Here is a 21,256-nt window from a genome sequence, read left to right on the forward strand (position 1 = left end):
GTCGGCTCGCGTCAGCTGCTCGCGGGGGCGTCGACCGGCGCGGGGTCGACGACGATGGCCGTCTGCTGGCCGGCGACGCGGGTGAGGATGACCGTGGCCTGCGCGCCGTCGCCGGCCTTGCGCCCGATCTTCAGCTGGCGGCGCAGCTCGTCCTCGTCGAGGCGCACGCCGCGCTTCTTGACGGTGAGGCCGGTGACGCCGTGCTGCACCAGCCAGGACCGCAGGGTCTTCACGGTGAACGGCATCGACTCGCGGACGGCGTAGCGGCGGGCGAACGGGATGTCGACCTCGGCCTCGGACAGGACGTACCCGAGCCCCCGGTCGACCTCGACCCCGAGCGTCGCCGCCGTGACCGCCCCGAGCAGGCCGGCCTGGGTGACCGCCCGGTCCGGCTCGTAGAGCCACGCCCCGATCGAGCCCGACCCCTCGGCGACGGGCGGGTCGGGCTCGGCCATCGTCTGGTCGACCTCGACGGGGGAGCGGCCGGGGGCGAGGATGCGGGCGCTGCGGCCGGGCTGCTGCGCGAGCGGACCCCACCAGACGGCGCACTCGAGCACGTCGCCGGCGTACGAGGTCCACTGCGCCTCGGTGCCGAGCGGGATCGCGTCGTGCGGCATCGACGGCGACAGCTTCGCGCCAGTGGCCGGCACCGAGGTCGCGACCTGGAGGACGAAGTCCCAGGTCGGGCGGATCTCGTCGAGCCGGAAGACCCGCTTGATGCGCCCGTGCCGGCCGGTCTTGCCGGGCACGCGGCGCGCGGGGTCGAGCCAGACGCCGACGCGGGCCCGCAGCGGGTCGCGCGGTGGCTCGAACTCCTCCGCATACCCCTCGCGGGCGCGCGAGTCGGGCCAGGGCCGCAGGTTGGTGTCGGCGACGGCCGCCGTGACGGGGTCGATGTCGACGCCCTGCACGGTGACCCCGAGGGCCGACATCGCGACGGCGTCCGACCCGATGCCGCAGCCGAGGTCGTGCACGGTGGCGAGCGAGGCGTTGTAGAAGCGCCCCGCGTGGGTGGCGGCCACCTCCAGGCGGGAGGCCTGCTCGAGGCCGTCGGCGGTGTAGAGCAGGTCGGCGGCGAACTCGCCGAACTTCGCCTCGGCGCGCGCGCGCAGCCGCTGCTGGGTGAGCACGGCCGCGACGAAGTCGGCCGAGTGGCCCTCACGGCGCAGCCGGTCCCGGAGCCCGAACACCGCCGCCTCGTCGTAGGGCGGCAGGGAGCGGAGGAGGGCCTTGCCGTCGGGCGACCCGAGCGCTCGTACGGTGCCGACGTCCACGGCCGGACATCCTGCCATCCGGACCCGACCGTCCGGCGCGAACCCCGACGACCCGGGGCCGACGCCCGCCCGCTGGCACTCGAGTTGACCGAGTGCTAACGGCGTCCTAGATTTGCCCTATTGGCACTCGTCACCGGCGAGTGCCAGCGCAGCCCGGTCCGGGGATCGACCCCCGCGACGGCGTGACACGGTCCGGCCCGCGCAGTCCCCGTCCACTTCGACTCATCCCACAGGGGAGGAGCACACCGTGTCGGTTTCCATCAAGCCGCTCGAGGACCGCATCGTCATCAAGAGCCTCGAGGCCGAGCAGACCACCGCGTCCGGGCTCGTCATCCCGGACACCGCCAAGGAGAAGCCCCAGGAGGGCGAGGTCCTGGCGGTCGGCCCGGGTCGCATCGACGACAAGGGCAACCGCGTCCCGCTCGACGTCAACGTCGGCGACCGCGTCATCTACAGCAAGTACGGCGGCACCGAGATCAAGCACGGCGGCGAGGAGTACCTCATCCTCTCCGCCCGTGACGTGCTCGCCGTCGTCGGCTGACGCACGCACCCTCTGCCGTGACCGCGCCCCGGTGTGCACCCGACCGGGTGCCACCGGGGCGCGTCCGGTTCTCCTGACGCACAGCACCCACCGCCGGCGGGCGTCTCGTCGCCCCGGCACCCTCCACCGAGAAGGACAGCAATGGCCAAGGAACTGGAGTTCAACGACTCCGCCCGAAAGGCGCTCGAGCGGGGCGTCGACGCCCTCGCGAACGCCGTCAAGGTGACGCTCGGCCCCAAGGGCCGCAACGTCGTCATCGACAAGAAGTGGGGCGCCCCGACCATCACGAACGACGGCGTGACCATCGCCCGTGAGGTCGAGCTCGAGGACGCCTACGAGAACCTCGGCGCCCAGCTCGCCAAGGAGGTCGCGACCAAGACCAACGACGTCGCCGGCGACGGCACCACCACCGCCACCGTCCTCGCCCAGGCCATGGTCAAGGAGGGCCTGCGCAACGTCGCCGCGGGCGCCGCCCCGTCCGGCCTCAAGCGCGGCATGGACCAGGCCGTCGAGGCCGTCTCGGCCCGCCTGCTCGAGACCGCCCGCGAGATCGAGTCCAAGGACGAGATCGCCCAGGTCGCCTCGCTCTCGGCGCAGGACCAGGAGATCGGCGGCATCATCGCCGACGCGTTCGACAAGGTCGGCAAGGACGGCGTCATCACCGTCGAGGAGTCCTCGACCGCCTCCACCGAGCTCGAGTTCACCGAGGGCATGCAGTTCGACAAGGGCTACATCTCCCCGTACTTCGTCTCCGACCCCGAGCGGATGGAGGCCGTCCTCGAGGACGCCTACGTCCTCGTCAACCAGGGCAAGATCTCGGCGATCGCCGACGTCCTCCCGGTGCTCGAGAAGGTCGTCCAGTCCGGCAAGCCGCTCCTCGTCATCGCCGAGGACGTCGACGGCGAGGCGCTCTCGACGCTCGTCGTCAACAAGATGCGCGGCACCTTCACCGTCGTCGCCGTCAAGGCGCCCGGCTTCGGTGACCGCCGCAAGGCGATGCTCCAGGACATCGCGACCCTCACCGGCGGCCAGGTCGTCGCCGAGGAGGTCGGCCTCAAGCTCGACCAGGTCGGGCTCGAGACCCTCGGCCAGGCCCGTCGCGTCGTCGTCACCAAGGACAACACGACGATCATCGACGGCTCCGGCGAGGCCGCCGACGTCGAGGGCCGCGTCGCGCAGATCAAGCAGGAGATCGAGCGCACCGACTCCGACTGGGACCGCGAGAAGCTCCAGGAGCGCCTCGCCAAGCTCGCCGGCGGCGTCTGCGTCATCAAGGTCGGCGCGCACACCGAGGTCGAGCTCAAGGAGAAGAAGCACCGCATCGAGGACGCCATCTCGGCGACCCGCGCGGCCATCGAGGAGGGCATCGTCGCCGGTGGCGGCTCGGCCCTCATCCAGGCCGTCGCGGCCCTCGACACCCTCGCCCTCGAGGGTGACGAGGCGGTCGGCGCGAACATCGTCCGCAAGGCCTCGGCCGAGCCGCTGCGCTGGATCGCCGAGAACGCCGGCCTCCAGGGCTACGTCGCGGTCGCCAAGGTCTCCGAGCTCTCCGCGGGCCAGGGCCTCAACGCCGCCACGGGCGAGTACGAGGACCTCGTCAAGGCCGGCGTCATCGACCCGGTCAAGGTCACCCGCTCGGCGCTGCGCAACGCGGCGTCCATCGCCTCGATGGTGCTGACCACCGACACCCTCGTCGTCGAGAAGAAGGAGGAGGAGGAGCCGGCCGCCGCCGGTGGCCACGGCCACGGGCACGGCCACTGAGGCTGCTCCCTCCCTCGCACCACGCACGCCGCCCGGCCCCGGAAGGGGCCGGGCGGCGTCGCGTGTCGCCTGCCACTTCTTGCGAGTTCGACCGCTCGACACGCCACCCCCGGCCGGTCGGAGCGGCTGAACTCGCCAGAAGTACCTCTTGACTCAACTAGTCACACAGTGAATAGTGGAGCCATGACGACGAGTCACGTCCTGCTGGGGCTGCTGTCGAGGGGGCAGCAGCACGGCTACGACCTCAAGAAGGCGCACGACGCCGCCTTCCCGTCGGCGCGCCCCATCGCCGCGGGCCAGGTGTACGCGGCGCTGGCCCGGGCCGAGGGGCGCGGCTGGGTGCGCGCCGTCGCCGTCGAGCGCGAGGGCGGCCCGGACCGGACGGTCTACGAGGTGACGCCCGAGGGTCGCGAGGAGCTGGCGCGCTGGACCTCGACCCCCGAGGCCCCTGAGCGGCTCGTCGCCCACCCGCTCGCCACCCGCGCCACCGTCGCGATGCTCGCCGTCGGACCCGACGCCGCCCGCGACCTCCTCGACCGCCAGCGCGTCGCCGTCGTCGACCGGATGCGCGAGCTGACGGCCCACAAGACCCGCCCCGGTCTCTCGGTCGGCGAGCTGCTCGCCACCGACCACGCCATCGCCCACCTCGACGCGGACGTGCGGTGGCTCGAGGCCGCCGCGCTGCGCGTCGTCGACCTCACCGAGGAGCTCCGATGACCCCGCTCGACCAGCCCGCCGCCGCGACCGCCGAGCCGTGGACCGACGGCGTCCCGCGGCTCGCCGCGCACGACCTCGTCGTCGACCAGGGAGCGACCCGGGCCGTCGACGGCGTCGCCCTCGAGCTGCGGGCGGGGGAGCGGCTGGCCGTCACCGGGGCGTCGGGCTCGGGAAAGTCCACCCTCCTGCTGGCCCTGGCCGGGGTGCTCGCGCCGACGTCGGGGCGGGTCGACCTCGACGGCACGCCGCTCTCGACGCAGGGCGAGGCCGCCCGGGCCCGGTTGCGCCGCACCCGGTTCGGCATCGTCTTCCAGTACGGCCAGCTGATCCCCGACCTCACCGCCGTCGAGAACGTCGCCCTGCCGCTGCTGCTCCTGCGCCGGTCCCGGCGGGAGGCCCTCGAGGCCGCCCGGGCGGTCCTCGACGAGCTGCGCGTCGGCGACGTCGCCGACCGGCGACCGGTCGACATGTCCGGCGGGCAGTCGCAGCGGGTGGCCATCGCCCGCGCCCTCGTCACCGCCCCGGACGTCGTCCTCGCCGACGAACCGACCGGCTCCCTCGACAGCGTCTCCGGCGAGCGGGTCATGGCGACGCTGCTCGGGGCGGTGCGCGAGCGCGGGACGACCCTCGTCGTCGTCACCCACGACGCCACCGTCGCCGCCTACTGCGACCGCGAGGTCCGGCTGCGCGACGGGCGGGTCGTCGAGGCCGGGAGCGGGCGATGACCTGGTCCGGCGCCACCTGGCTGGCCTTCCGCGGCGGTCGGTCCGACCGGCTGCGCATCGTCCTCACCGTCGCCTCGGTGGCGGTCGCCGCCGTGTTCGTCATCCTCGCCGGCGCGGTGGTCGCCCCGGACGATCTGCACAGCACGACGGTCTACTCCAACGCCGTCCTCTGGACCGAGTCCGGGCTCAAGGGGGGCACGGTGCTCGCGCTCGCGCTGCTCTGCCTGCCGTTCCTCGCCTTCGCCGCCCAGTGCTCGCGGATCGGGGCGCCGGCCCGCGAGCGGCGCCTGGCCGACCTCGCGCGGCTGGGGGCGACGCCGGCCGAGCTGCGGCGCCTCGTCGCGCTGGAGGCCGGGATCGCCTCTGCCGCAGGGGTGCTGGTCGGCATCCCGCTCTACGGCCTGCTCGCGCTGGTCGTGGGCGCGGTCGGGGGTCCGGTGCAGGTGTACCGCGACGTCGACCCCATCCCGGTCGGCACCCGGTGGATGGACGACGCCCTCCTGCTCCCGACCGACCGGGTGCCGACCTGGTGGGTCGTCGTGCCCGGGCTCCTGCTGCTGCCGCTGCTCGTCACCTGGGCGGCGTCGGTCGGCGCCGCCCGTCGGGACGGGGCGGGGGAGGTGACGCACGCCGGCAGCCGGCGGACCCTCCGCTCGGCCGCGCTCGCCGTGCTCGGCCTGCTCGTCGCCGCCTCTGCGCCCCGGGTCGTCTCCGGGACGTCCTTGACCACCCTCCTCTTCTCGGTGCTGCTCCTGGTCGCCGTCGTCGCGTTCTCGTTGGGTGCCGCGGGGCTGGCGGCCGAGCTCGCCGTCGTCGTCGGCGCGCGGCTCGCCGTGGCGGCGGGGCGCGCCGACCTCCTGCTCGCCGGCCGCCGGATGGCCGCCCAGCAGCGGCGAGGCGCCTCGCGCCTCACCCTCCTCCTCGGCTGCCTCGTCGGCGGCGGGGCGCTCGTGCTGCGCTCCGAGGCGCTCGCGATGAGCGAGCAGCAGGGCGACTACGGCGGCTTCTTCGCGCAGACCTACACCCTCGTGCTCGTCGCGCTCGGCCTCGCGACGGCGGCCAGCGCGCTCGGGCTGCTCGTCGCCGAGGTCGAGGGAGTCGTCGAGCGGCGCCGCAGCCTCGCGACGGCCGTGGCGGCAGGGGTGCCTCGCGCCGTCGTCGCGCGGGCGGTCGTCGTCGAGGCGGTGCTCCCCGTCGTCCCGGCCGTGGTCGTCACGACCCTCGTCGGGGCGCTCGCCGCGAAGACCTACCTCGTCTCGGTCGCGGACCCGTACGGCCCGTTCCCCGCCGGGACCGTGCTCGGCTTCGCCGGGGTCGTGTGCCTCGCGGCGGTCGTGGCCGCCGGCCTCGCGACGCTGGCCCTGCCGGCGAGCACCGACGTCTCGGAGGCCCGCGTCCCCGCCTGAGCCCGGCCGTAGGGTGGGCGGCATGCGGCTGCTCGGCGTGCTCGGCGGGATGAGCTGGACCTCCACGGAGTCCTACTACCGGGGGCTCAACGCGGGCGTCGCCGCCCGGCTCGGGGGTCTGCACTCGGCCCGGCTGCTGCTGCACTCGGTCGACTTCGCGCCGGTCGCGCAGGCGCAGCACGACGGCGACTGGGACGCCACGGCGCGCCTCCTCGGCGACGCCGCCCGGGGCCTGGCCGCCGGGGGAGCGGAGGCGCTGCTCCTTGCGACGAACACGATGCACAAGGTCGCCGGCGCCGTCGAGGCCGCGGCGGGCATCCCGCTGCTGCACATCGCGGACCCCACGGCCGACGCCCTGCTGGCGGGCGGGCACCGACGCGTCGGGCTGCTCGCGACCCACTTCACGATGGAGCACGACTTCTACGTCGAGCGGCTGCGGGCTCGCGGGCTGGATGTCGTCGTCCCCGGCGACGCCGACCGCGACCTCGTCCACCGCGTCATCTACGACGAGCTCGTCCACGACGTCGTGCGCGACCGCTCGCGCGACGCCTACCTCGAGGTCGTCCGGCGGCTCGTCGCCGACGGGGCGGACGCGGTCGTCCTCGGCTGCACCGAGATCGGCCTGCTGCTCACCGACGGCGACGCCGACGTGCCCCTCCTCGACACGACCGCGCTGCACGTGGCGGCCGGCGTCGACTGGCTCTGCGCCGACCCCTCGGACCCCGACTGATTGCCCACGACCCACCCAGAACGCCCGGATCCGGGCCCTCCGAGGTGGGTTCCGGGCAAGACGTCGGGAAGTCCGCTAGTCGGAGGTGACGCGGATGCTGCCGCCGCCGTCGAGCGACACCACGTCACCGACCCGCACCTGACGCCCCCGCCGCGTGTCGACCTCCCCGTTGACGGCGACGAGCCCGCGCTCGACGACCTCCCGGGCGCTCGCGCCGTCGTCGACCAGGCCGCTCAGCTTGAGCAGCTGGCCGAGCCGGATCGACTCGTCACGGATGGGGACCTCAAGGGCGTCGTCGGGCACCGCGTCAGGCTACGCCGCCGGACGGACCGCGGACCGGGCAGGCCCGGGCACGAAGGAGCCGCAGGGCCGGTCGTGGGCTCTCGCCCCCACGACCGGCACCTGCGGCCGGTAGGCCGCCGGACGGACCGTGGGCTCTCGCCCCCACGGTCCCCGGGCGGCCCGGGTGCGGCCCCCGGAGGGCCGCCTGGCACCCGTGTGGGGACGGGGCCGAGTTCAGGTGGTGGCGTCGGTCAGGACGCCAGGTGACGCTCGCGCGAGTAGACGCTCTCGCGCTCGTCCTCGGTGAGACCGCCCCAGACCCCGTAGGGCTCGCGGACGGCCAGCGCGTGCTCGCGGCACTGCTGGATGACGGGGCAGCCGAGGCAGACCTCCTTGGCGGCGGTCGCCCGGCGGTGGCGCTTGCTGCCGCGCTCACCCTCGGGGTGGAAGAAGACCTCGGGCCCGACGCGGCGGCAGGAGCCCTCGAGCTGCCAGTCCCACAGGTCGGCCACGGGGCCCGGGAGCCGGGTGATCTCGGCCATGTGTCTACCTCCACGCACTAGCGCACCGCGTCCCTCCAGCGGCAACGGATCTCACGCTAGGTGGCGTTTGTGAAGGGGTGGGCAAGCGTTGGGTAAGGCTTTGGTCAAGGGTGGCGCCCGCGGGCCCGGAACCCCTCCGAACGGCTGATGGGCGCCTCGTCCGGAGGGCGCGTGCCGGGTTCGGCCGCTCGGCCACGGGGCCGTAGAATCGGGCGATGAGCCTCGGACTCGACGAGACGGCCCCCGTCACCGACACCCCCGCGCGCCCCGCCTCCCCCCGGTCGGAGGGCGTGCCCGCCGCCTCGGCCGAGCCGGTGCCCGCCGGCCCGTTCGCCGAGCTCGGCCTCACCTACGACGACGTCCTGCTCCAGCCGGGCGAGACCGACGTCATCCCGAGCGAGGTCGACACCACCTCCCGGCTGACCCGCGAGATCTCCCTGCGGATGCCGATCGTCTCGGCGGCCATGGACACCGTCACCGAGGCCCGGATGGCCATCGCGATGGCGCGCCACGGCGGCCTCGGCATCCTCCACCGCAACCTCTCGATCGAGGACCAGGCCTACCAGGTCGACCTCGTCAAGCGGACCCAGACCGGGATGATCCCCAACCCGGTCACCATCGGCCCCGACGCCACCCTCGAGGAGCTCGACGAGATCTGCGGCCGCTACCGCGTCTCCGGCCTGCCGGTCGTCGACCCGGGTGAGCACCTCCTCGGCATCGTCACCAACCGCGACCTGCGCTTCACCCCGGTCGCCGAGTGGGGCCACACCCTCGTCCGCGACGTCATGACGCCGATGCCGCTCATCACCGGCCACGTCGGCATCGGGCACGACGAGGCCACCCGCCTGCTGCGCCAGCACAAGCGCGAGCGGCTGCCCATCGTCGACGACGAGGGCCGGCTGCGCGGGCTCATCACCGTCAAGGACTTCGTGAAGTCCGAGCAGTTCCCCAACGCGAGCAAGGACGGCTCCGGCCGGCTGCTCGTCGGCGCCGCGGTCGGCTACTTCGGGGAGGCCTGGCAGCGCGCCACGACGCTCGTCGAGGCCGGGGTCGACGTCCTCGTCGTCGACACCGCGCACGGGCACGCCCGCCTCCTCCTCGAGATGGTCCAGCGCGTCAAGAACGACCCCGCGCTGCGGCACGTCCAGGTCATCGGCGGCAACATCGCCACGCGCGCCGGGGCCCAGGCCCTCGTCGACGCCGGGGTCGACGCGGTCAAGGTCGGCGTCGGGCCGGGCTCCATCTGCACCACACGCGTCGTCGCGGGGGTCGGGGTCCCGCAGGTCACCGCCATCCACCAGGCCTCGCTCGCCTGCGGTCCGGCCGGCGTCCCGCTCATCGGCGACGGCGGCCTCCAGTACTCCGGCGACATCGCCAAGGCGCTCGTCGCCGGGGCCGACACCGTGATGGTCGGCTCGCTGCTCGCCGGCTGCGAGGAGTCGCCCGGCGAGCTGGTCTTCATCAACGGCAAGCAGTTCAAGGCCTACCGCGGCATGGGCTCGCTCGGGGCGATGAGCTCGCGCGGCAAGAAGTCGTACTCCAAGGACCGGTACTTCCAGGCCGACGTCACCTCCGACGACAAGATCGTCCCCGAGGGCATCGAGGGCCAGGTCGCCTACCGCGGGCCGGTCGGGGCGGTCGTGCACCAGCTCGTCGGCGGCCTGCACCAGTCGATGTTCTACGTCGGGTCGCGCACCGTCCCCGAGCTCAAGGAGCGCGGCCGGTTCATCCGCATCACGACGGCCGGCCTGCGCGAGTCGCACCCGCACGACATCACCGGCATCGTCGAGGCGCCGAACTACAGCGGCAAGGGCTGACACCGTGCGCCGGGGGGCGTGGGCGGGGATGCTGACCGCCGGCGTGCTGCTGGCCGCCGGCTGCAGCGCCGACGGGGACCGTGGGGCCGCGGGCTCCGCGTCGCCGTCCGTGACGGCCGCGACCGCCGACCCCGCCACGGCGGCCGACCCCGCCGCGACGGCCGGGCCGTCCGGCGCTCCGGCCACCTCCACGGCGAGCCCGACCCTCCCGCCGGCGCCGACGACCGCCACCGGGCCGGCGGACCTGCCGCCGCGCGCCGACGCGACGATGGACCCGCTCGAGCTGCGGCTCGCACAGCGGCTGGCGCAGGGGGAGGGCGAGGCGTTCCCGCCGTCGACCTGCGGCGTGGTGCGCGTGGCCGCCCGGGGTGACGACGTCTTCGGTTGGGGGTTCTGCAGCACGGAGTACGGCGGGGCGACGAGCATGAGCTCCGGCGTCGTCGGCATCCGGCACGGGCACCTCTGGGCGCCGCAGGACGGTGCGCGCCACCAGGACGACCTCGTCCGGGCCCTCGGCGCCACGCGGGCGGCGTGGGTGCTCGACCACGAGGCCGAGCTGGGGCGCACCGCCGAGCAGCGGCACGGCTGACGGGCGCCGGGTCGTGCCGGGGCCCGGTCCGACGTAGGGTCTGGCGCGTGCGACGCGTCCTGGTGCTCCTCCCGCTGCTCGCGCTCGTCCTCGCCGGCGGGTGCGGGACGGCGGGGCGGTCGACGACGCCGTCACCGAGCGGGTCCACCGCCGACGGCGAGGCGGTGCCCTCGACGGCGCCGACGCCCAAGCCGCGGCCCGTCGCCACGAAGGCCGAGGAGCTGGTGCGGGCGGTGCCGGACCCGACCGAGGTGGCGTCCTCCGGCGGCTCCGGGGGCGCTCCCGCGCAGGGCACCGGCACGGGTGGGCTGACCAGCCTCGAGGGCAACACCCGCAACCAGATCGTCTGGGCGCCGCTCTCGAACCCGTCGGCGGTGCGCACGGAGGGGTCGGTGTCGCGCTACAAGGCGTGGTCGACCTCCAAGGTCCTCGTCGTCGCGGCCTACCTCGACACGGTCGTCGACGGCGACCCCGGCAAGATCCCGAGCGGCGACCGCGACCTCATCCGGGCCGCGCTGACCCGCAGCGACGGGGACGCGGTCGTCGCCATCCGCGAGAAGATCCCCGGCAGCCCCGGCGCCGCCATCACCGCCGTGCTGCGCTCCATCGGCGACACGGCGACCGCGGCTCCGGACCGCTCCCAGGGCTCGATGTCGTGGAGCCCGCGCGAGCAGGTGCGCTTCATGGCCGCGCTCGCCGCCGGGCGCGTGGTCAGCGGGTCGGCGAGCTCGTGGCTGCTCGGGCAGATGCAGCCGATCTCGGCCCACCGGTGGGGCCTCGGCACGATCGGCGCCTCGGCGTTCAAGGGCGGCTGGCTCACCTCGGAGTCGGAGACCCGCCAGATGGGCATCGTCGGCGGCTACGCGGTCGCCATCATCACCGTCGGGGAGGGGCCGGCCGTCGTCCAGACCGACGGCGACTCCGCGCACGTGCAGCAGATGAACCGGCTCGCCGCGCTGCTCGCCAAGCGCCTCGGCTGACCCGGACTCCGGCGGCGACGCAGACGACATCAATCGACACTTTCGTCGATTGATGTCGTCCGGCTCGGGCGGGCGGAGAGCAGCATTCGACACTTTCGTCGATTGATGTCGTCCGGCTCGGGGTGATGTCGGCGTCGCCGGAGGCAGGACCGGTCAGGCGCGGGTCAGGGCGTCGCGCCAGGACGCGGCGACGAGCCCCCCGTCCTCCGACCGGTCGACCGACGTCGAGGCGAGCAGGGCCGTGACGATCGCCCGGGTGACGCAGCGCGCCGCGGCGTCGTGGAGGTCGACGAGGTCGAGCCCGGCCGGCGCGGTCTGTGCACCGGTCGCGAGGGCGAAGACGGTGTCGCCGTCGAACGGGGTGTGCACGGGCGAGAGCGCCCGGGCGATGCCGTCGTGCGACACCGTCGCCAACCGGCGGCAGCCGCCCTTGCCCAGCGACGCGTCCGTGGCGACGACGACCAGCGTCGTCGCGGTGCCGGCCCTCAGCGCCTCTGCCTCGGCCCGCCGACGCTCCCAGTAGGCCTGCGCGGCAGCCGGGTCCGGGGCGGGGAGGTCCGCGAACTCCTCACCCAGACCCCACGCCGCCCCGAGCAGCGACCCGTCGTCACCGACCGCCGAGCCCACGGCGTTGACGGCCACGAGCGCGCCGACGGTGAGTCCGGACTCGAGCACCGCCGACGCCGTGCCGACCCCGCCGTGCAGCCCCCCGGCCCGCGCCCCGGTGCCGGCGCCGACCGCCCCGCACGCCACCGGCCCGTCGCTCGCGGCGGCGTAGGCCGCGGCGCCCTCGGCCGGTCCGGGGTGGTGGCGCCAGATGCCGCCGCGTCCGAGGTCGAAGAGGATGGCCGCCGGGACGATCGGCACCCGCTCGTCCTCGCCGGGTCCGACCGGCCAGCCGCGCCCGTCCGCCCAAGCCGCGTCGGCCACCCCGTCGGCCGTGCCCAGCCCGAACGCGCTCCCGCCGGAGAGGACGACGGCGTCGACCGCGTCGACGGAGTTCGCGGGGTCGAGCAGGTCGGTCTCGCGGGTTCCCGGTCCGCCGCCGCGCACGTCCACCCCACCGACCGTGCCCCGCGGCGGGACGACGACCGACACCCCGGTGAGCCAGCCGGGGTCGTCGCGGGTGACCTGACCGACGCGCACGCCGGCGACGTCGGTGATGGCGTTGAGGGGTCCGGGGTGCACGACCCCAGCATGCCCCCGACGCGACGGTGCCGGCCCCGCGGCGTGCGGGACCGGCACCGGTCAGGACGTGGAGGGCCTCAGTGGACGATCACCGGGGGCGCCGCCTCGTCGAGCGCACCGTCGTCGAGCAGGTGCGACTCCTCGTGCTTGCGCGGCAGGAACGCCGCCGACACGAGCGTGAGGGTGACGAACCCGGCCGCGAACCAGAACGTGTGCGAGTACGCGTCGGCCGAGAGCTCGGCGACCCGGGCCCCGAGCGCCGCGACCGCAGCCTGCGGGTCGGACCCCGCCTGCGACAGGAACTGGCCGACGAGCGGCAGCTGCCCGACGAGACCCTGGGCCGCCTCCGGGCCCTTGGTCTGCACGGCCTCGAAGTACTGCCCGGCCTGCCCGACGAGCGGGCGGTCCTTGAACGCGTTGGTGAGGATGACCGAGAAGGTCGCGACACCGACCGAGCTGGCGATCTGCTGCGTGATGTTGAGCAGCGTCGTGCCGCGGGCGACCTCGTGGTGGGTCAGCGTCTTGAGCGCCGAGGTCATGATCGGCATCATCGTGCCGCCCATGCCCAAACCCATGACGAACAGGACCGGGATGAGGAAGCCCCAGTGCGAGGAGTCGGCCTCGATCTGGGTGAGCGCGAACATCCCACCGGTGATGAGCAGCAGCCCGAACGGCACGATGCGCCCGACCGGGAAGCGGTCGACGAGCGCGCCGGCGATCGGCATCGTGAGCATCGCGCCGAGGCCCTGCGGGGCCATCAGCCAGCCGGCCGACAGCGGGGTCTCGCCCTGGACCTGCTGGAGGAACTGGGGGATGAGCAGGAGGCCGCCGAAGAACGACGCGGCGAAGATGAACATCGTGACGATCGCGACCGTGAGGTTGCGGTTCTTGAACAGCCGGAAGTCGAGCAGCGGGTGCTGCGGCCGGAAGCTGTACGCGACGAAGGCGACGATGAGCGCGAGGCCGACCAGGCCCGGCAGCAGCACCTTCGTGTGCCCGATGCCGCCCTCGCCCGGGATCGACGAGACGCCGTAGAGGAAGAGCGCCAGACCGGGGCTCATCATGAGGACGCCCTTCCAGTCGAGGGTCTCCGACGGGTGCGGACGGTCCGAGGCGAGCGCGAACCAGGCGTAGGCGAGGGCGACGATGCCGATCGGCAGGTTGATGAGGAAGATCCAGTGCCAGCTGTAGTGGTCGATGAGCCAGCCGCCGAGGATCGGGCCGAAGATCGGGCCGAGGAGCATCGGGATGCCGAGGACGGCCATCAGCCGGCCCATCCGCTTCGGGCCGGCCGCGCGGGTCATGATCGTCATGCCGAGCGGCATGAGCATGCCGCCGCCGAGGCCCTGGAGGACCCGGAAGCCGACGAGCATCTCGATGCTCGTGGCGGTGGCGCAGAGCACCGAGCCGGCCGTGAAGAGCGCGACGGCGAGCATGTAGAGGCGCTTGGTGCCGAACCGGTCGGCGGCCCAGCCGGTGAGCGGGATGACCGTCGCGAGCGCGAGCGTGTACCCGGTGACGGTCCACGCGACGGTGGAGTAGTCGAGCGGGACGCCGTCCTTGGCGAAGTCGACCTGGAGGGTGCGCAGGGCGACGTTGACGACGGTGATGTCGAGGATGGACATGATCGCCCCGAGGACGACGACGCCGGCGACCTTGAGGACGGCCGCGTCGATCTTCTCGGGGTACTCCGGGGGCGCCGGGGGCGCGGAGGCTGTTGCTGACACGTGTGGCTCCATGTCGAGTGGTCTGGGCGGGTGGTCCGCGCCGTGGGTCGGCCCGTCGTCCCCGCGGGGGGAGTGGCGACGGTGCCGAGGAGAAGTCTGCCGGAGGGGTCCGACAGCGCGGAAACGTTTTTGGGTTCCCGGCTCTTCCCGGACCCTCAGGACGCCGTCCGAACGGTCGATGCGGGCGTCGGTAGGCTGCCCGGGTGAGCGAGATCGAGATCGGCCGTGGCAAGCGCGGACGCCGTGCGTACTCCTTCGACGACATCGCCATCGTGCCGTCGCGGCGCACGCGCGACCCGCAGGAGGTGTCGACCGGCTGGCAGATCGACGCCTACCACTTCGACCTGCCGGTCATCGCGGCCCCGATGGACTCGGTGATGTCGCCCGAGTCGGCCATCGCCTTCGGCCAGCACGGTGGCCTGCCGGTGCTCGACCTCGAGGGGCTGTGGACCCGCTACGAGGACCCGACGCCGCTGCTCGCCGAGATCGCGACGCTCGACCCGGCGCTCGCCACGCAGCGGATGCAGGAGATCTACCGCGAGCCGATCCAGCCCGAGCTCGTCACCGAGCGGCTGCGCCAGGTGCGGGCCTCGGGGGTCACCGTCGCCGGGGCGCTCAGCCCGCAGCGCACCCAGGAGCTGTGGAAGACCGTCGTCGACGCGGGGGTCGACCTCTTCGTCATCCGCGGCACGACGGTCTCGGCCGAGCACGTCTCCGGCCGGGCCGAGCCGCTCAACCTCAAGCGCTTCATCTACGAGCTCGACGTGCCGGTCATCGTCGGCGGGGCCGCCTCGTACTCGGCCGCCCTCCACCTGATGCGCACCGGGGCGGCGGGCGTCCTCGTCGGCTTCGGCGGCGGGGCGGCTCACACGACGCGCACGACCCTCGGCATCCACGCCCCGATGGCGTCCGCGATCGCCGACGTCGCCGCGGCCCGCCGCGACTACCTCGACGAGTCCGGCGGCCGGTACGTCCACGTCATCGCCGACGGCGGGGTCGGCACGAGCGGCGACATCGTCAAGGCCGTGGCCTGCGGCGCCGACGCCGTGATGCTCGGGGCCGCCCTCGCGCGTGCCACCGACGCCCCCGGCCGCGGGTACCACTGGGGTCCGGAGGCCCACCACCCCGAGCTGCCGCGCGGCGAGCGGGTCGAGGTGGGGGCGGTCGCGCCGCTCGAGGAGCTGCTCTTCGGGCCGAGCCGGCTGGCCGACGGCACGACCAACCTCGTCGGCGCCCTGCGCCGGGCGATGGCCACCTCGGGCTACCTCGACCTCAAGGAGTTCCAGCGCGTCGAGGTCGTCGTCGCGCCGTACCAGCGCAGCTGACCGCGGCCGGCGCCGACCCGAACCCACCGACATGACGCGCGACGCACTGCGCGAGCCGCGCGCCCGACGTACCCTCAGGGGTATGAGGAGCGCCGTGGTCGACGGACGGGGCCGCATCCTGCGGGCCGGTCTGCTGCTGCCCCTGCTCACCGGCGTGCTCGCGATGCACGTGCTGCTCCTGTGCTCCGACGGAGCCGGGGAGGGCGGCCACGGGGGACACGTGGGGCACGCGCCGGCCGCCGTCCCGGCTGCGCCCGCGATGGCGGCGCCCGCGATGACGGCGCATGCGCCGACGTCCGCGGCCGCCGACGTCGGCGCCGTCGGGACGATGCTCGTGTCCGCCGCCCGGGGCGGTGCCGTCGCGGACCGCTCGGCGACGACCGCGGTCGTCTGCCTCGCCGTGCTGGGCGCGGTGGTCGCGCTGGTCCTGCGTCGCCGCGGCGGCCTCGCGCCGCGCTCCACCTCGACCACCGTCGACCACACCCGGGTCCGACGACGCCTTGCCCGAGCCCCTCCATCCGTCCCGCTCCCGCTCCTCCTCTGCGTCTCGCGGACCTAGACCGCTCTCCGGTCCCGTTCCCGCACAGCACGTTCCAGAGAGAGGCAGTTCCACCATGCGCACCACCACGTCTCGGCGCGCCGCCCTGTTCGCGGCCCCCGCCCTCCTCGTCCTCGGCCTGACCGCCTGCGTCACGACCACGGACGACGACCGAGCCCCGATGGGCTCGATGATGGGCTCCCGCAGCCCGTCGACCGCCGGCTCCCCGGCCGACCACGACCAGGCCGACGTCATGTTCTCGATGATGATGGTCCCGCACCACGAGCAGGCCCTCGAGATGGCCGCCCTCGTCCCGACCCGGTCCGACGACCCCGCCCTGCTCGACCTCGCCCGCCGCATCGAGGCCGGGCAGCAGCCCGAGATCGACCGGATGGAGGGCTGGCTCGAGGACTGGGGGGCGGGCTCCATGGACCGCATGGGCTCGATGGGTCACGACATGGGCGGGATGATGTCCGCCGCCGACCTGCGCGAGCTGGCGTCGCTGGAGGGCGCCGAGTTCGAGCGGACCTGGCTGCGGATGATGGTCGAGCACCATGAGGGAGCCATCGACATGGCCGAGGACGTCCTGCGTCGCGGGACCCACGCCGGGACCAAGGACCTGGCCCTGGCGATCGTCAAGGCCCAGCAGCGCGAGATCGACGAGATGCAGGCGATGCTCGCCGGCTGAGCGCCGTGGCGGTGCCGGTGGGACGACCGGCACCGCCACGCGACCGCGTGACGGCGGCGCCCCCCGGTGGTTACCCTCGGGTAATGCCCGACGTCATCGCCGACCCGGAGACCGACCCCCGCGCCACGTACGCGGTCGACCCCGCGAGGGTGCGCGCCCTGACGGCGGGGGTGGTGGCCTCGGGCGAACCGATGACGACGCATACCCCGATGACCGGGGCGCCCCTGGCGGTCCTGCCGACCTCCACCGCCACCGACGTCGGCGTCGCGGTCGACCGGGCCCGGGCCGCGCAGCGCCGCTGGGCGCCGGTGCCCCTCGAGCGCCGGGCCCGCCTCCTCCTCGACGTCCACGACCTCGTCCTCGAGCGCCAGGGCGAGCTGCTCGACCTCGTGCAGCTCGAGTCCGGCAAGGCCCGCAGCCACGCCTTCGAGGAGGTCGCCGACGTCGCCATCGTCTGCCGGTACTACGCGCGACGCGGCCCGGCGCACCTCGCCCCGCAGCGCCACCTCGGCGTCTTCCCGGTGCTCACCCGCAGCACCGAGCACCACCGGCCCAAGGGCGTCGTCGGCATCGTCTCGCCGTGGAACTACCCCCTGAGCCTGGCCGTCACCGACGCCCTGCCGGCGCTGCTCGCGGGCAACGCCGTCGTCCTGCGCCCCGACCCCCAGGGCACGCTCACCGCGCTCGCCGCCGTCCGGCTGCTCGTCGAGGCGGGGTTCCCCGACGACCTCGTCCAGGTCGCCCTCGGCCCGGGCGACCCCACGGGAGCGGCCGTCGTCGACCGCGCCGACTACGTCTGCTTCACCGGCTCGACGGCCACCGGACGCACGGTCGCCGCGGCGGCCGGGAAGCGGCTCGTCGGCGCCAGCCTCGAGCTCGGTGGCAAGAACACCGTCTACGTCGCCGACGACGCGGACCTGCGCCGGGCCGTGCCGGGCGTCCTGCGCGCCTGCTTCGCCTCGGCCGGCCAGCTGTGCGTCAGCGCCGAGCGGCTCGTCGTCCACGAGGCGGTGGCCGACGAGTTCCTCGGCCGCTTCCTCGACGCCGTCTCCGGCATCCGCCTCTCCACGGGCCTGCACTGGGACGCCGACATGGGCAGCCTCGTCGGGCCGGCCCAGCTCGAGCGGGTCCTCGGGCACGTCGACGACGCCGTCGCCAAGGGCGCCACCGTGCTCACCGGAGGACGCGCGCGACCCGACGTCGGGCCGTACGTCGTCGAGCCGACCGTCCTCGACGGCGTCACCTCGGCGATGGCCTGCCGCGACGAGGAGACCTTCGGCCCGGTCGTCGCCGTCTACCGGGTCCCGGACGACGACGCCGCCGTCGCGCTCGCCAACGACACCGAGTACGGCCTCAACGCCTCGGTGTGGACCCGCGACGTCGCCCGCGGCCGGGCGCTCGCCGCACGCATCGAGGCCGGCACGGTCAACGTCAACGAGGGCTACGCCGCGGCCTGGGGGAGCATCGGGTCGCCGATGGGCGGGATGAAGGCCTCCGGGGTCGGCCGGCGGCACGGGCGCGAAGGCATCCTCAAGTACACGGAGGCGCAGAACGTGTCGGTCCAGGGGCTCGTGAACATCGCCGACGTGCCGGGGCTCGCGGGGGAGGCGTACGCGCGCACCCTCACCGGCGCGCTGCGGGCGATGCGGGCGGCGAGGCTCCCGTGACGGCGGTGGACGCCCCCGACGTCGACCTCGTCGTCATCGGGTCGGGCTTCGGCGGGTCGGTCGCGGCGCTGCGGGCGGCCGAGAAGGGGTACCGCGTCCTCGTGCTCGAGGCCGGACGCCGGTTCGAGGACGAGGACTTCGCCGAGACCTCGTGGGACCTGCGCCGCTTCCTCTGGGCCCCCCGGTTCGGTTGCTACGGCGTACAGCGCATCCACCGGCTCCCCGACGTCGTCGTCCTCGCCGGCGCCGGGGTCGGCGGCGGCAGCCTCAACTACGCGAACACCCTCTACCGTCCGCCGCGCGCCTTCTACGACGACCCGCAGTGGCGCGACCTCGCCGACTGGGAGGCCGAGCTCGCGCCGCACTACGACACCGCGAGCCGGATGCTCGGTGTCGTCACGAACGCCTGCGACGGCCCGGTCGAGCGGGCGATGGAGGCCACGGCCGGTGACCTCGGCGTGCGGGAGTCGTTCCGCCGCACCCCGGTCGGCGTGTTCTTCGGCAAGCCCGGCGAGACCGTCGACGACCCGTACTTCGGCGGGGCCGGGCCGCGACGCACCGGCTGCACCGAGTGCGGCAACTGCATGGTCGGCTGCCGGGTCGGGGCGAAGAACACGCTGATGAAGAACTACCTCGCGCTGGCCGAGAACCTCGGGGTCGAGATCCGGCCGATGCGCACCGTCACCCGCCTCGGCGCCGTGCCGGGGTCGGACGCCGGTGACGGCGAGCCGCTCCTCCGGGTGCTCCACGAGCGCACCGGGCCCCGCGGCGGCCGCGACCGGCAGGTCGTGACCGCCCGCCGGGTCGTCGTGGCGGCCGGGGCGTGGGGCACCCAGACGCTGTTGCACGCCATGCGCGACGAGGGCGAGCTGCCGTCCCTCTCACCGCGACTCGGCCACCTGACGCGCACCAACTCGGAGGCGCTCGTCGGCGCGATGACCGAGCACGCCCCGCGCGACGTCGACCTGACCCGCGGCGTCGCCATCACCACCTCGTTCCACGTCGACGACGACACCCACGTCGAGAACTGCCGCTACGGCAAGGGCTCGAACGCGATGGGCCTGCTCGCCACCCTCGCGGTCCCCGGGGGCACGGGGCGGCCGCGCTGGCGCGAGTTCGTCCGGATGGTCGTCCGCGACCCCGAGCCGCTGCGCCGGATGCTCCCGACGACCCGCGACTGGAGCGAGCGCATCGTCGTCGGCCTCGTGATGCAGAGCCGCGACAACTCGCTGCGCGTCTCGCTGCGCCGCCGGTTCGGCCGCCGGACGCTCACCTCGACGCAGGGCCACGGCGAGCCGAACCCGTCGTACATCCCCCAGGGCCAGGTGGCGATGCAGGCCCTCGCCGCCCGGCTCGCCGAGGCCACCGGCGAGTACACGGTCGCCGGCGGATCGTGGCCCGAGGTCCTCGACGTGCCGATGACGGCGCACTTCCTCGGGGGCGTGGCGATCGGCGGCTCGCCCGAGCAGGGCGTCCTCGACCCCTACCAGCGGGTCTGGGGTCACCCCGGCATCTCGGTGCTCGACGGCTCGGCGATCTCGGCGAACCTCGGGGTCAACCCGTCGCTGACCATCACGGCGCAGGCCGAGCGGGCGATGGCCCACTGGCCGCGGGCCGGCGAGCCCGACGAGCGCCCCCGCCAGGAGGCGCTGCTCGCGGACCGGGTGTCGGTGGGCCCTGCCACCGTGGGGGCGTGAGCACGGGCCGCGCCCAGGGGTGGAGCTTCAGCGCGCCGCTGTGGCGGTGGCGCGAGGGGTCGTGGCACTTCGTCACCGTCCCCCAGGCGGTCAGCGACGAGGTCGACGAGGCGGTCGGCGACGCCACCGGCGGCTTCGGGTCCGTGCGGGTCGAGGTCACGGTCGGCGCGACGGTCTGGCGCACCAGCCTCTTCCCGTCCACCGAGGAGGCGGCCTACGTCCTCCCGGTGAAGAAGGCGGTCCGCACCGCCGAGGGCCTGCTCGAGGGCGAGCCCGCGCAGGTCACCGTCCGCCTCGTCACCGGGTGACGCGCGGGGCGCTCGGCCGGGTCCCGTAGCGTTCGGTCATGCAGAGCATCACCGGGCCGGTCGTCGACGTCATCGAGTCCGTCGGCGAGGTCGGGGTCGGGGGCCTCATCGCCCTCGAGACGGTGCTGCCGCCCATCCCGTCCGAGGTGATCCTCCCGTTCGCCGGGTTCGCCGCCGCCGACGGACGGCTCAACGCGCCGCTCGCCTGGGCCTGCGCGACGGTGGGGTCGCTGCTCGGCGCCGGCATCCTCTACTGGTTCGGCCACGCGCTGAGCTACGAGCGCCTCTACCACCTGGCCGGCAAGCCGTGGTTCTTCCTCTTCGGCCAGAAGGACCTCGACCGCGGCTTCCGGTTCTTCGACCGGCACGGCTCGGTCGTCGTCCTCGTCGGCCGGTTCGTCCCGCTCATCCGCTCCATCGTCTCGGTCCCGGCGGGGATGGACCGGATGCCGCTGCCGCGCTTCCTCGCCCTCACCGCGCTCGGCAGCGGGGTGTGGAACGCGGCGTTCATCGCGCTCGGCTACCGGCTGCGCGAGGACTACGAGGTCGTCGAGCAGTACATGGGGCCGGTGAGCCGGGGCGTGCTCGTCGTCTGCGCGATCGTCCTCGTGTGGCTCGTCGTCCGGCGGGTGCGCGACCGGCGGGCTGGCGGTGCGGAGGCCGAGGAGGCCGAGCCGTTCCACCCCGGCGCCGACCGCGCCCGCGGCGCCGACCACGGCTCCGACCGCGCCCGGGTGCGCGCCGAGGACTGACG

Annotated in this window: 21 protein-coding genes; 16 read left to right on the plus strand and 5 right to left on the minus strand. The window is 74.4% G+C overall.

What is annotated here, in order from left to right:
- Positions 1 to 11 precede the first annotated feature (11 nt).
- Entirely contained in the window at positions 12 to 1,274 is a 1,263-nt protein-coding gene (locus tag JQN70_RS16330) for a class I SAM-dependent methyltransferase (RefSeq protein ID WP_204132441.1), read from the minus strand.
- Between the two features lie 247 nt (positions 1,275 to 1,521).
- Between JQN70_RS16330 and groES the strand changes: the two genes are divergently transcribed.
- The 6 genes from groES to JQN70_RS16360 all read left to right on the plus strand — a co-directional run bounded on the left by groES (position 1,522) and on the right by JQN70_RS16360 (position 7,154).
- A complete protein-coding gene (groES, locus tag JQN70_RS16335; RefSeq protein WP_055810586.1) occupies positions 1,522 to 1,815 on the plus strand; it encodes a co-chaperone GroES in 294 nt (97 codons plus the stop codon).
- A gap of 141 nt (positions 1,816 to 1,956) precedes the next feature.
- Positions 1,957 to 3,576, plus strand: a complete 1,620-nt coding sequence (gene groL / locus JQN70_RS16340) for a chaperonin GroEL (RefSeq protein ID WP_204132442.1) — start codon at positions 1,957 to 1,959, stop codon at positions 3,574 to 3,576.
- A gap of 183 nt (positions 3,577 to 3,759) precedes the next feature.
- Positions 3,760 to 4,293, plus strand: coding sequence for a PadR family transcriptional regulator (locus JQN70_RS16345; RefSeq protein WP_204132443.1), 534 nt, complete (start codon positions 3,760 to 3,762; stop codon positions 4,291 to 4,293).
- The gene (locus JQN70_RS16350; RefSeq protein WP_204132444.1) at positions 4,290 to 5,018 is read left to right on the plus strand and encodes an ABC transporter ATP-binding protein; all 729 of its coding nucleotides are present in this window, start codon (positions 4,290 to 4,292) and stop codon (positions 5,016 to 5,018) included. Before JQN70_RS16345 ends, JQN70_RS16350 begins: the two co-directional genes overlap by 4 nt.
- Positions 5,015 to 6,424, plus strand: a complete 1,410-nt coding sequence (locus JQN70_RS16355) for an FtsX-like permease family protein (protein WP_204132445.1) — start codon at positions 5,015 to 5,017, stop codon at positions 6,422 to 6,424. Before JQN70_RS16350 ends, JQN70_RS16355 begins: the two co-directional genes overlap by 4 nt.
- Positions 6,425 to 6,446: 22 nt before the next feature.
- The gene (locus tag JQN70_RS16360) at positions 6,447 to 7,154 is read left to right on the plus strand and encodes an aspartate/glutamate racemase family protein (protein WP_204132446.1); all 708 of its coding nucleotides are present in this window, start codon (positions 6,447 to 6,449) and stop codon (positions 7,152 to 7,154) included.
- Positions 7,155 to 7,229: 75 nt separating this feature from the next.
- Here the strand turns inward: JQN70_RS16360 and JQN70_RS16365 are convergent, their stop codons facing one another.
- Entirely contained in the window at positions 7,230 to 7,457 is a 228-nt protein-coding gene (locus JQN70_RS16365; RefSeq protein ID WP_204132447.1) for an RNA-binding S4 domain-containing protein, read from the minus strand.
- A 230-nt stretch (positions 7,458 to 7,687) separates the two neighbouring features.
- Positions 7,688 to 7,978, minus strand: coding sequence for a WhiB family transcriptional regulator (locus tag JQN70_RS16370; protein WP_204132448.1), 291 nt, complete (start codon positions 7,976 to 7,978; stop codon positions 7,688 to 7,690).
- A 215-nt stretch (positions 7,979 to 8,193) separates the two neighbouring features.
- Between JQN70_RS16370 and guaB the strand changes: the two genes are divergently transcribed.
- The 3 genes from guaB to JQN70_RS16385 are packed head-to-tail and all read left to right on the plus strand — an operon-like array spanning position 8,194 to position 11,364.
- Entirely contained in the window at positions 8,194 to 9,795 is a 1,602-nt protein-coding gene (gene guaB, locus JQN70_RS16375; protein ID WP_239111735.1) for an IMP dehydrogenase, read from the plus strand.
- A 4-nt stretch (positions 9,796 to 9,799) separates the two neighbouring features.
- Positions 9,800 to 10,384 (plus strand): hypothetical protein, encoded by a 585-nt coding sequence (locus JQN70_RS16380; RefSeq protein ID WP_204132449.1) that lies wholly within the window; start codon positions 9,800 to 9,802, stop codon positions 10,382 to 10,384.
- A 47-nt stretch (positions 10,385 to 10,431) separates the two neighbouring features.
- The gene (locus tag JQN70_RS16385) at positions 10,432 to 11,364 is read left to right on the plus strand and encodes a serine hydrolase (RefSeq protein ID WP_204132450.1); all 933 of its coding nucleotides are present in this window, start codon (positions 10,432 to 10,434) and stop codon (positions 11,362 to 11,364) included.
- Positions 11,365 to 11,517: 153 nt separating this feature from the next.
- Here the strand turns inward: JQN70_RS16385 and JQN70_RS16390 are convergent, their stop codons facing one another.
- Complete coding sequence (locus JQN70_RS16390; protein WP_204132451.1) at positions 11,518 to 12,552, minus strand: P1 family peptidase; 1,035 nt, start codon at positions 12,550 to 12,552, stop codon at positions 11,518 to 11,520.
- 77 nt (positions 12,553 to 12,629) lie between these two features.
- Positions 12,630 to 14,279 carry a DHA2 family efflux MFS transporter permease subunit gene (locus JQN70_RS16395; RefSeq protein ID WP_307836039.1) on the minus strand — a complete coding sequence of 550 codons (1,650 nt, stop codon included), beginning with the start codon at positions 14,277 to 14,279 and terminating at the stop codon, positions 12,630 to 12,632.
- A gap of 203 nt (positions 14,280 to 14,482) precedes the next feature.
- Between JQN70_RS16395 and JQN70_RS16400 the strand changes: the two genes are divergently transcribed.
- The 7 genes from JQN70_RS16400 (at position 14,483) to JQN70_RS16430 (ending at position 21,254) form a co-directional block, all read left to right on the plus strand.
- Entirely contained in the window at positions 14,483 to 15,604 is a 1,122-nt protein-coding gene (locus JQN70_RS16400; protein WP_204132453.1) for a GuaB3 family IMP dehydrogenase-related protein, read from the plus strand.
- A gap of 82 nt (positions 15,605 to 15,686) precedes the next feature.
- On the plus strand, positions 15,687 to 16,163 hold the full coding sequence (locus JQN70_RS16405) for a hypothetical protein (RefSeq protein WP_204132454.1): 477 nt from the start codon (positions 15,687 to 15,689) through the stop codon (positions 16,161 to 16,163).
- A gap of 55 nt (positions 16,164 to 16,218) precedes the next feature.
- Positions 16,219 to 16,830 (plus strand): DUF305 domain-containing protein, encoded by a 612-nt coding sequence (locus JQN70_RS16410; protein ID WP_204132455.1) that lies wholly within the window; start codon positions 16,219 to 16,221, stop codon positions 16,828 to 16,830.
- 83 nt (positions 16,831 to 16,913) lie between these two features.
- Complete coding sequence (locus tag JQN70_RS16415) at positions 16,914 to 18,497, plus strand: succinic semialdehyde dehydrogenase (protein WP_204132456.1); 1,584 nt, start codon at positions 16,914 to 16,916, stop codon at positions 18,495 to 18,497.
- A gap of 5 nt (positions 18,498 to 18,502) precedes the next feature.
- Positions 18,503 to 20,194, plus strand: coding sequence for a GMC family oxidoreductase (locus tag JQN70_RS16420; protein ID WP_204132457.1), 1,692 nt, complete (start codon positions 18,503 to 18,505; stop codon positions 20,192 to 20,194).
- The gene (locus tag JQN70_RS16425; protein WP_204132458.1) at positions 20,191 to 20,502 is read left to right on the plus strand and encodes a DUF1905 domain-containing protein; all 312 of its coding nucleotides are present in this window, start codon (positions 20,191 to 20,193) and stop codon (positions 20,500 to 20,502) included. The genes JQN70_RS16420 and JQN70_RS16425 overlap by 4 nt, the downstream gene beginning before the upstream one ends.
- A gap of 38 nt (positions 20,503 to 20,540) precedes the next feature.
- Entirely contained in the window at positions 20,541 to 21,254 is a 714-nt protein-coding gene (locus tag JQN70_RS16430; protein WP_204132459.1) for a DedA family protein, read from the plus strand.
- Positions 21,255 to 21,256 lie beyond the last annotated feature (2 nt).

This window comes from Phycicoccus sonneratiae (genome assembly GCF_016887965.1).
GTDB lineage: Bacteria > Actinomycetota > Actinomycetes > Actinomycetales > Dermatophilaceae > Phycicoccus > Phycicoccus sonneratiae.

Coding starts and splice junctions, on each gene's coding strand:
- JQN70_RS16430 (WP_204132459.1), top strand. CDS start 20,541: ATGCAGAGCATCACCGGGCCGGTCGTCGACGTCATCGAGTCCGTCGGC.
- JQN70_RS16345 (WP_204132443.1), top strand. CDS start 3,760: ATGACGACGAGTCACGTCCTGCTGGGGCTGCTGTCGAGGGGGCAGCAG.
- JQN70_RS16355 (WP_204132445.1), top strand. CDS start 5,015: ATGACCTGGTCCGGCGCCACCTGGCTGGCCTTCCGCGGCGGTCGGTCC.
- JQN70_RS16410 (WP_204132455.1), top strand. CDS start 16,219: ATGCGCACCACCACGTCTCGGCGCGCCGCCCTGTTCGCGGCCCCCGCC.
- JQN70_RS16350 (WP_204132444.1), top strand. CDS start 4,290: ATGACCCCGCTCGACCAGCCCGCCGCCGCGACCGCCGAGCCGTGGACC.
- guaB (WP_239111735.1), top strand. CDS start 8,194: ATGAGCCTCGGACTCGACGAGACGGCCCCCGTCACCGACACCCCCGCG.
- JQN70_RS16415 (WP_204132456.1), top strand. CDS start 16,914: ATGCCCGACGTCATCGCCGACCCGGAGACCGACCCCCGCGCCACGTAC.
- groL (WP_204132442.1), top strand. CDS start 1,957: ATGGCCAAGGAACTGGAGTTCAACGACTCCGCCCGAAAGGCGCTCGAG.
- JQN70_RS16405 (WP_204132454.1), top strand. CDS start 15,687: ATGAGGAGCGCCGTGGTCGACGGACGGGGCCGCATCCTGCGGGCCGGT.
- JQN70_RS16360 (WP_204132446.1), top strand. CDS start 6,447: ATGCGGCTGCTCGGCGTGCTCGGCGGGATGAGCTGGACCTCCACGGAG.
- JQN70_RS16370 (WP_204132448.1), bottom strand. CDS start 7,978: ATGGCCGAGATCACCCGGCTCCCGGGCCCCGTGGCCGACCTGTGGGAC.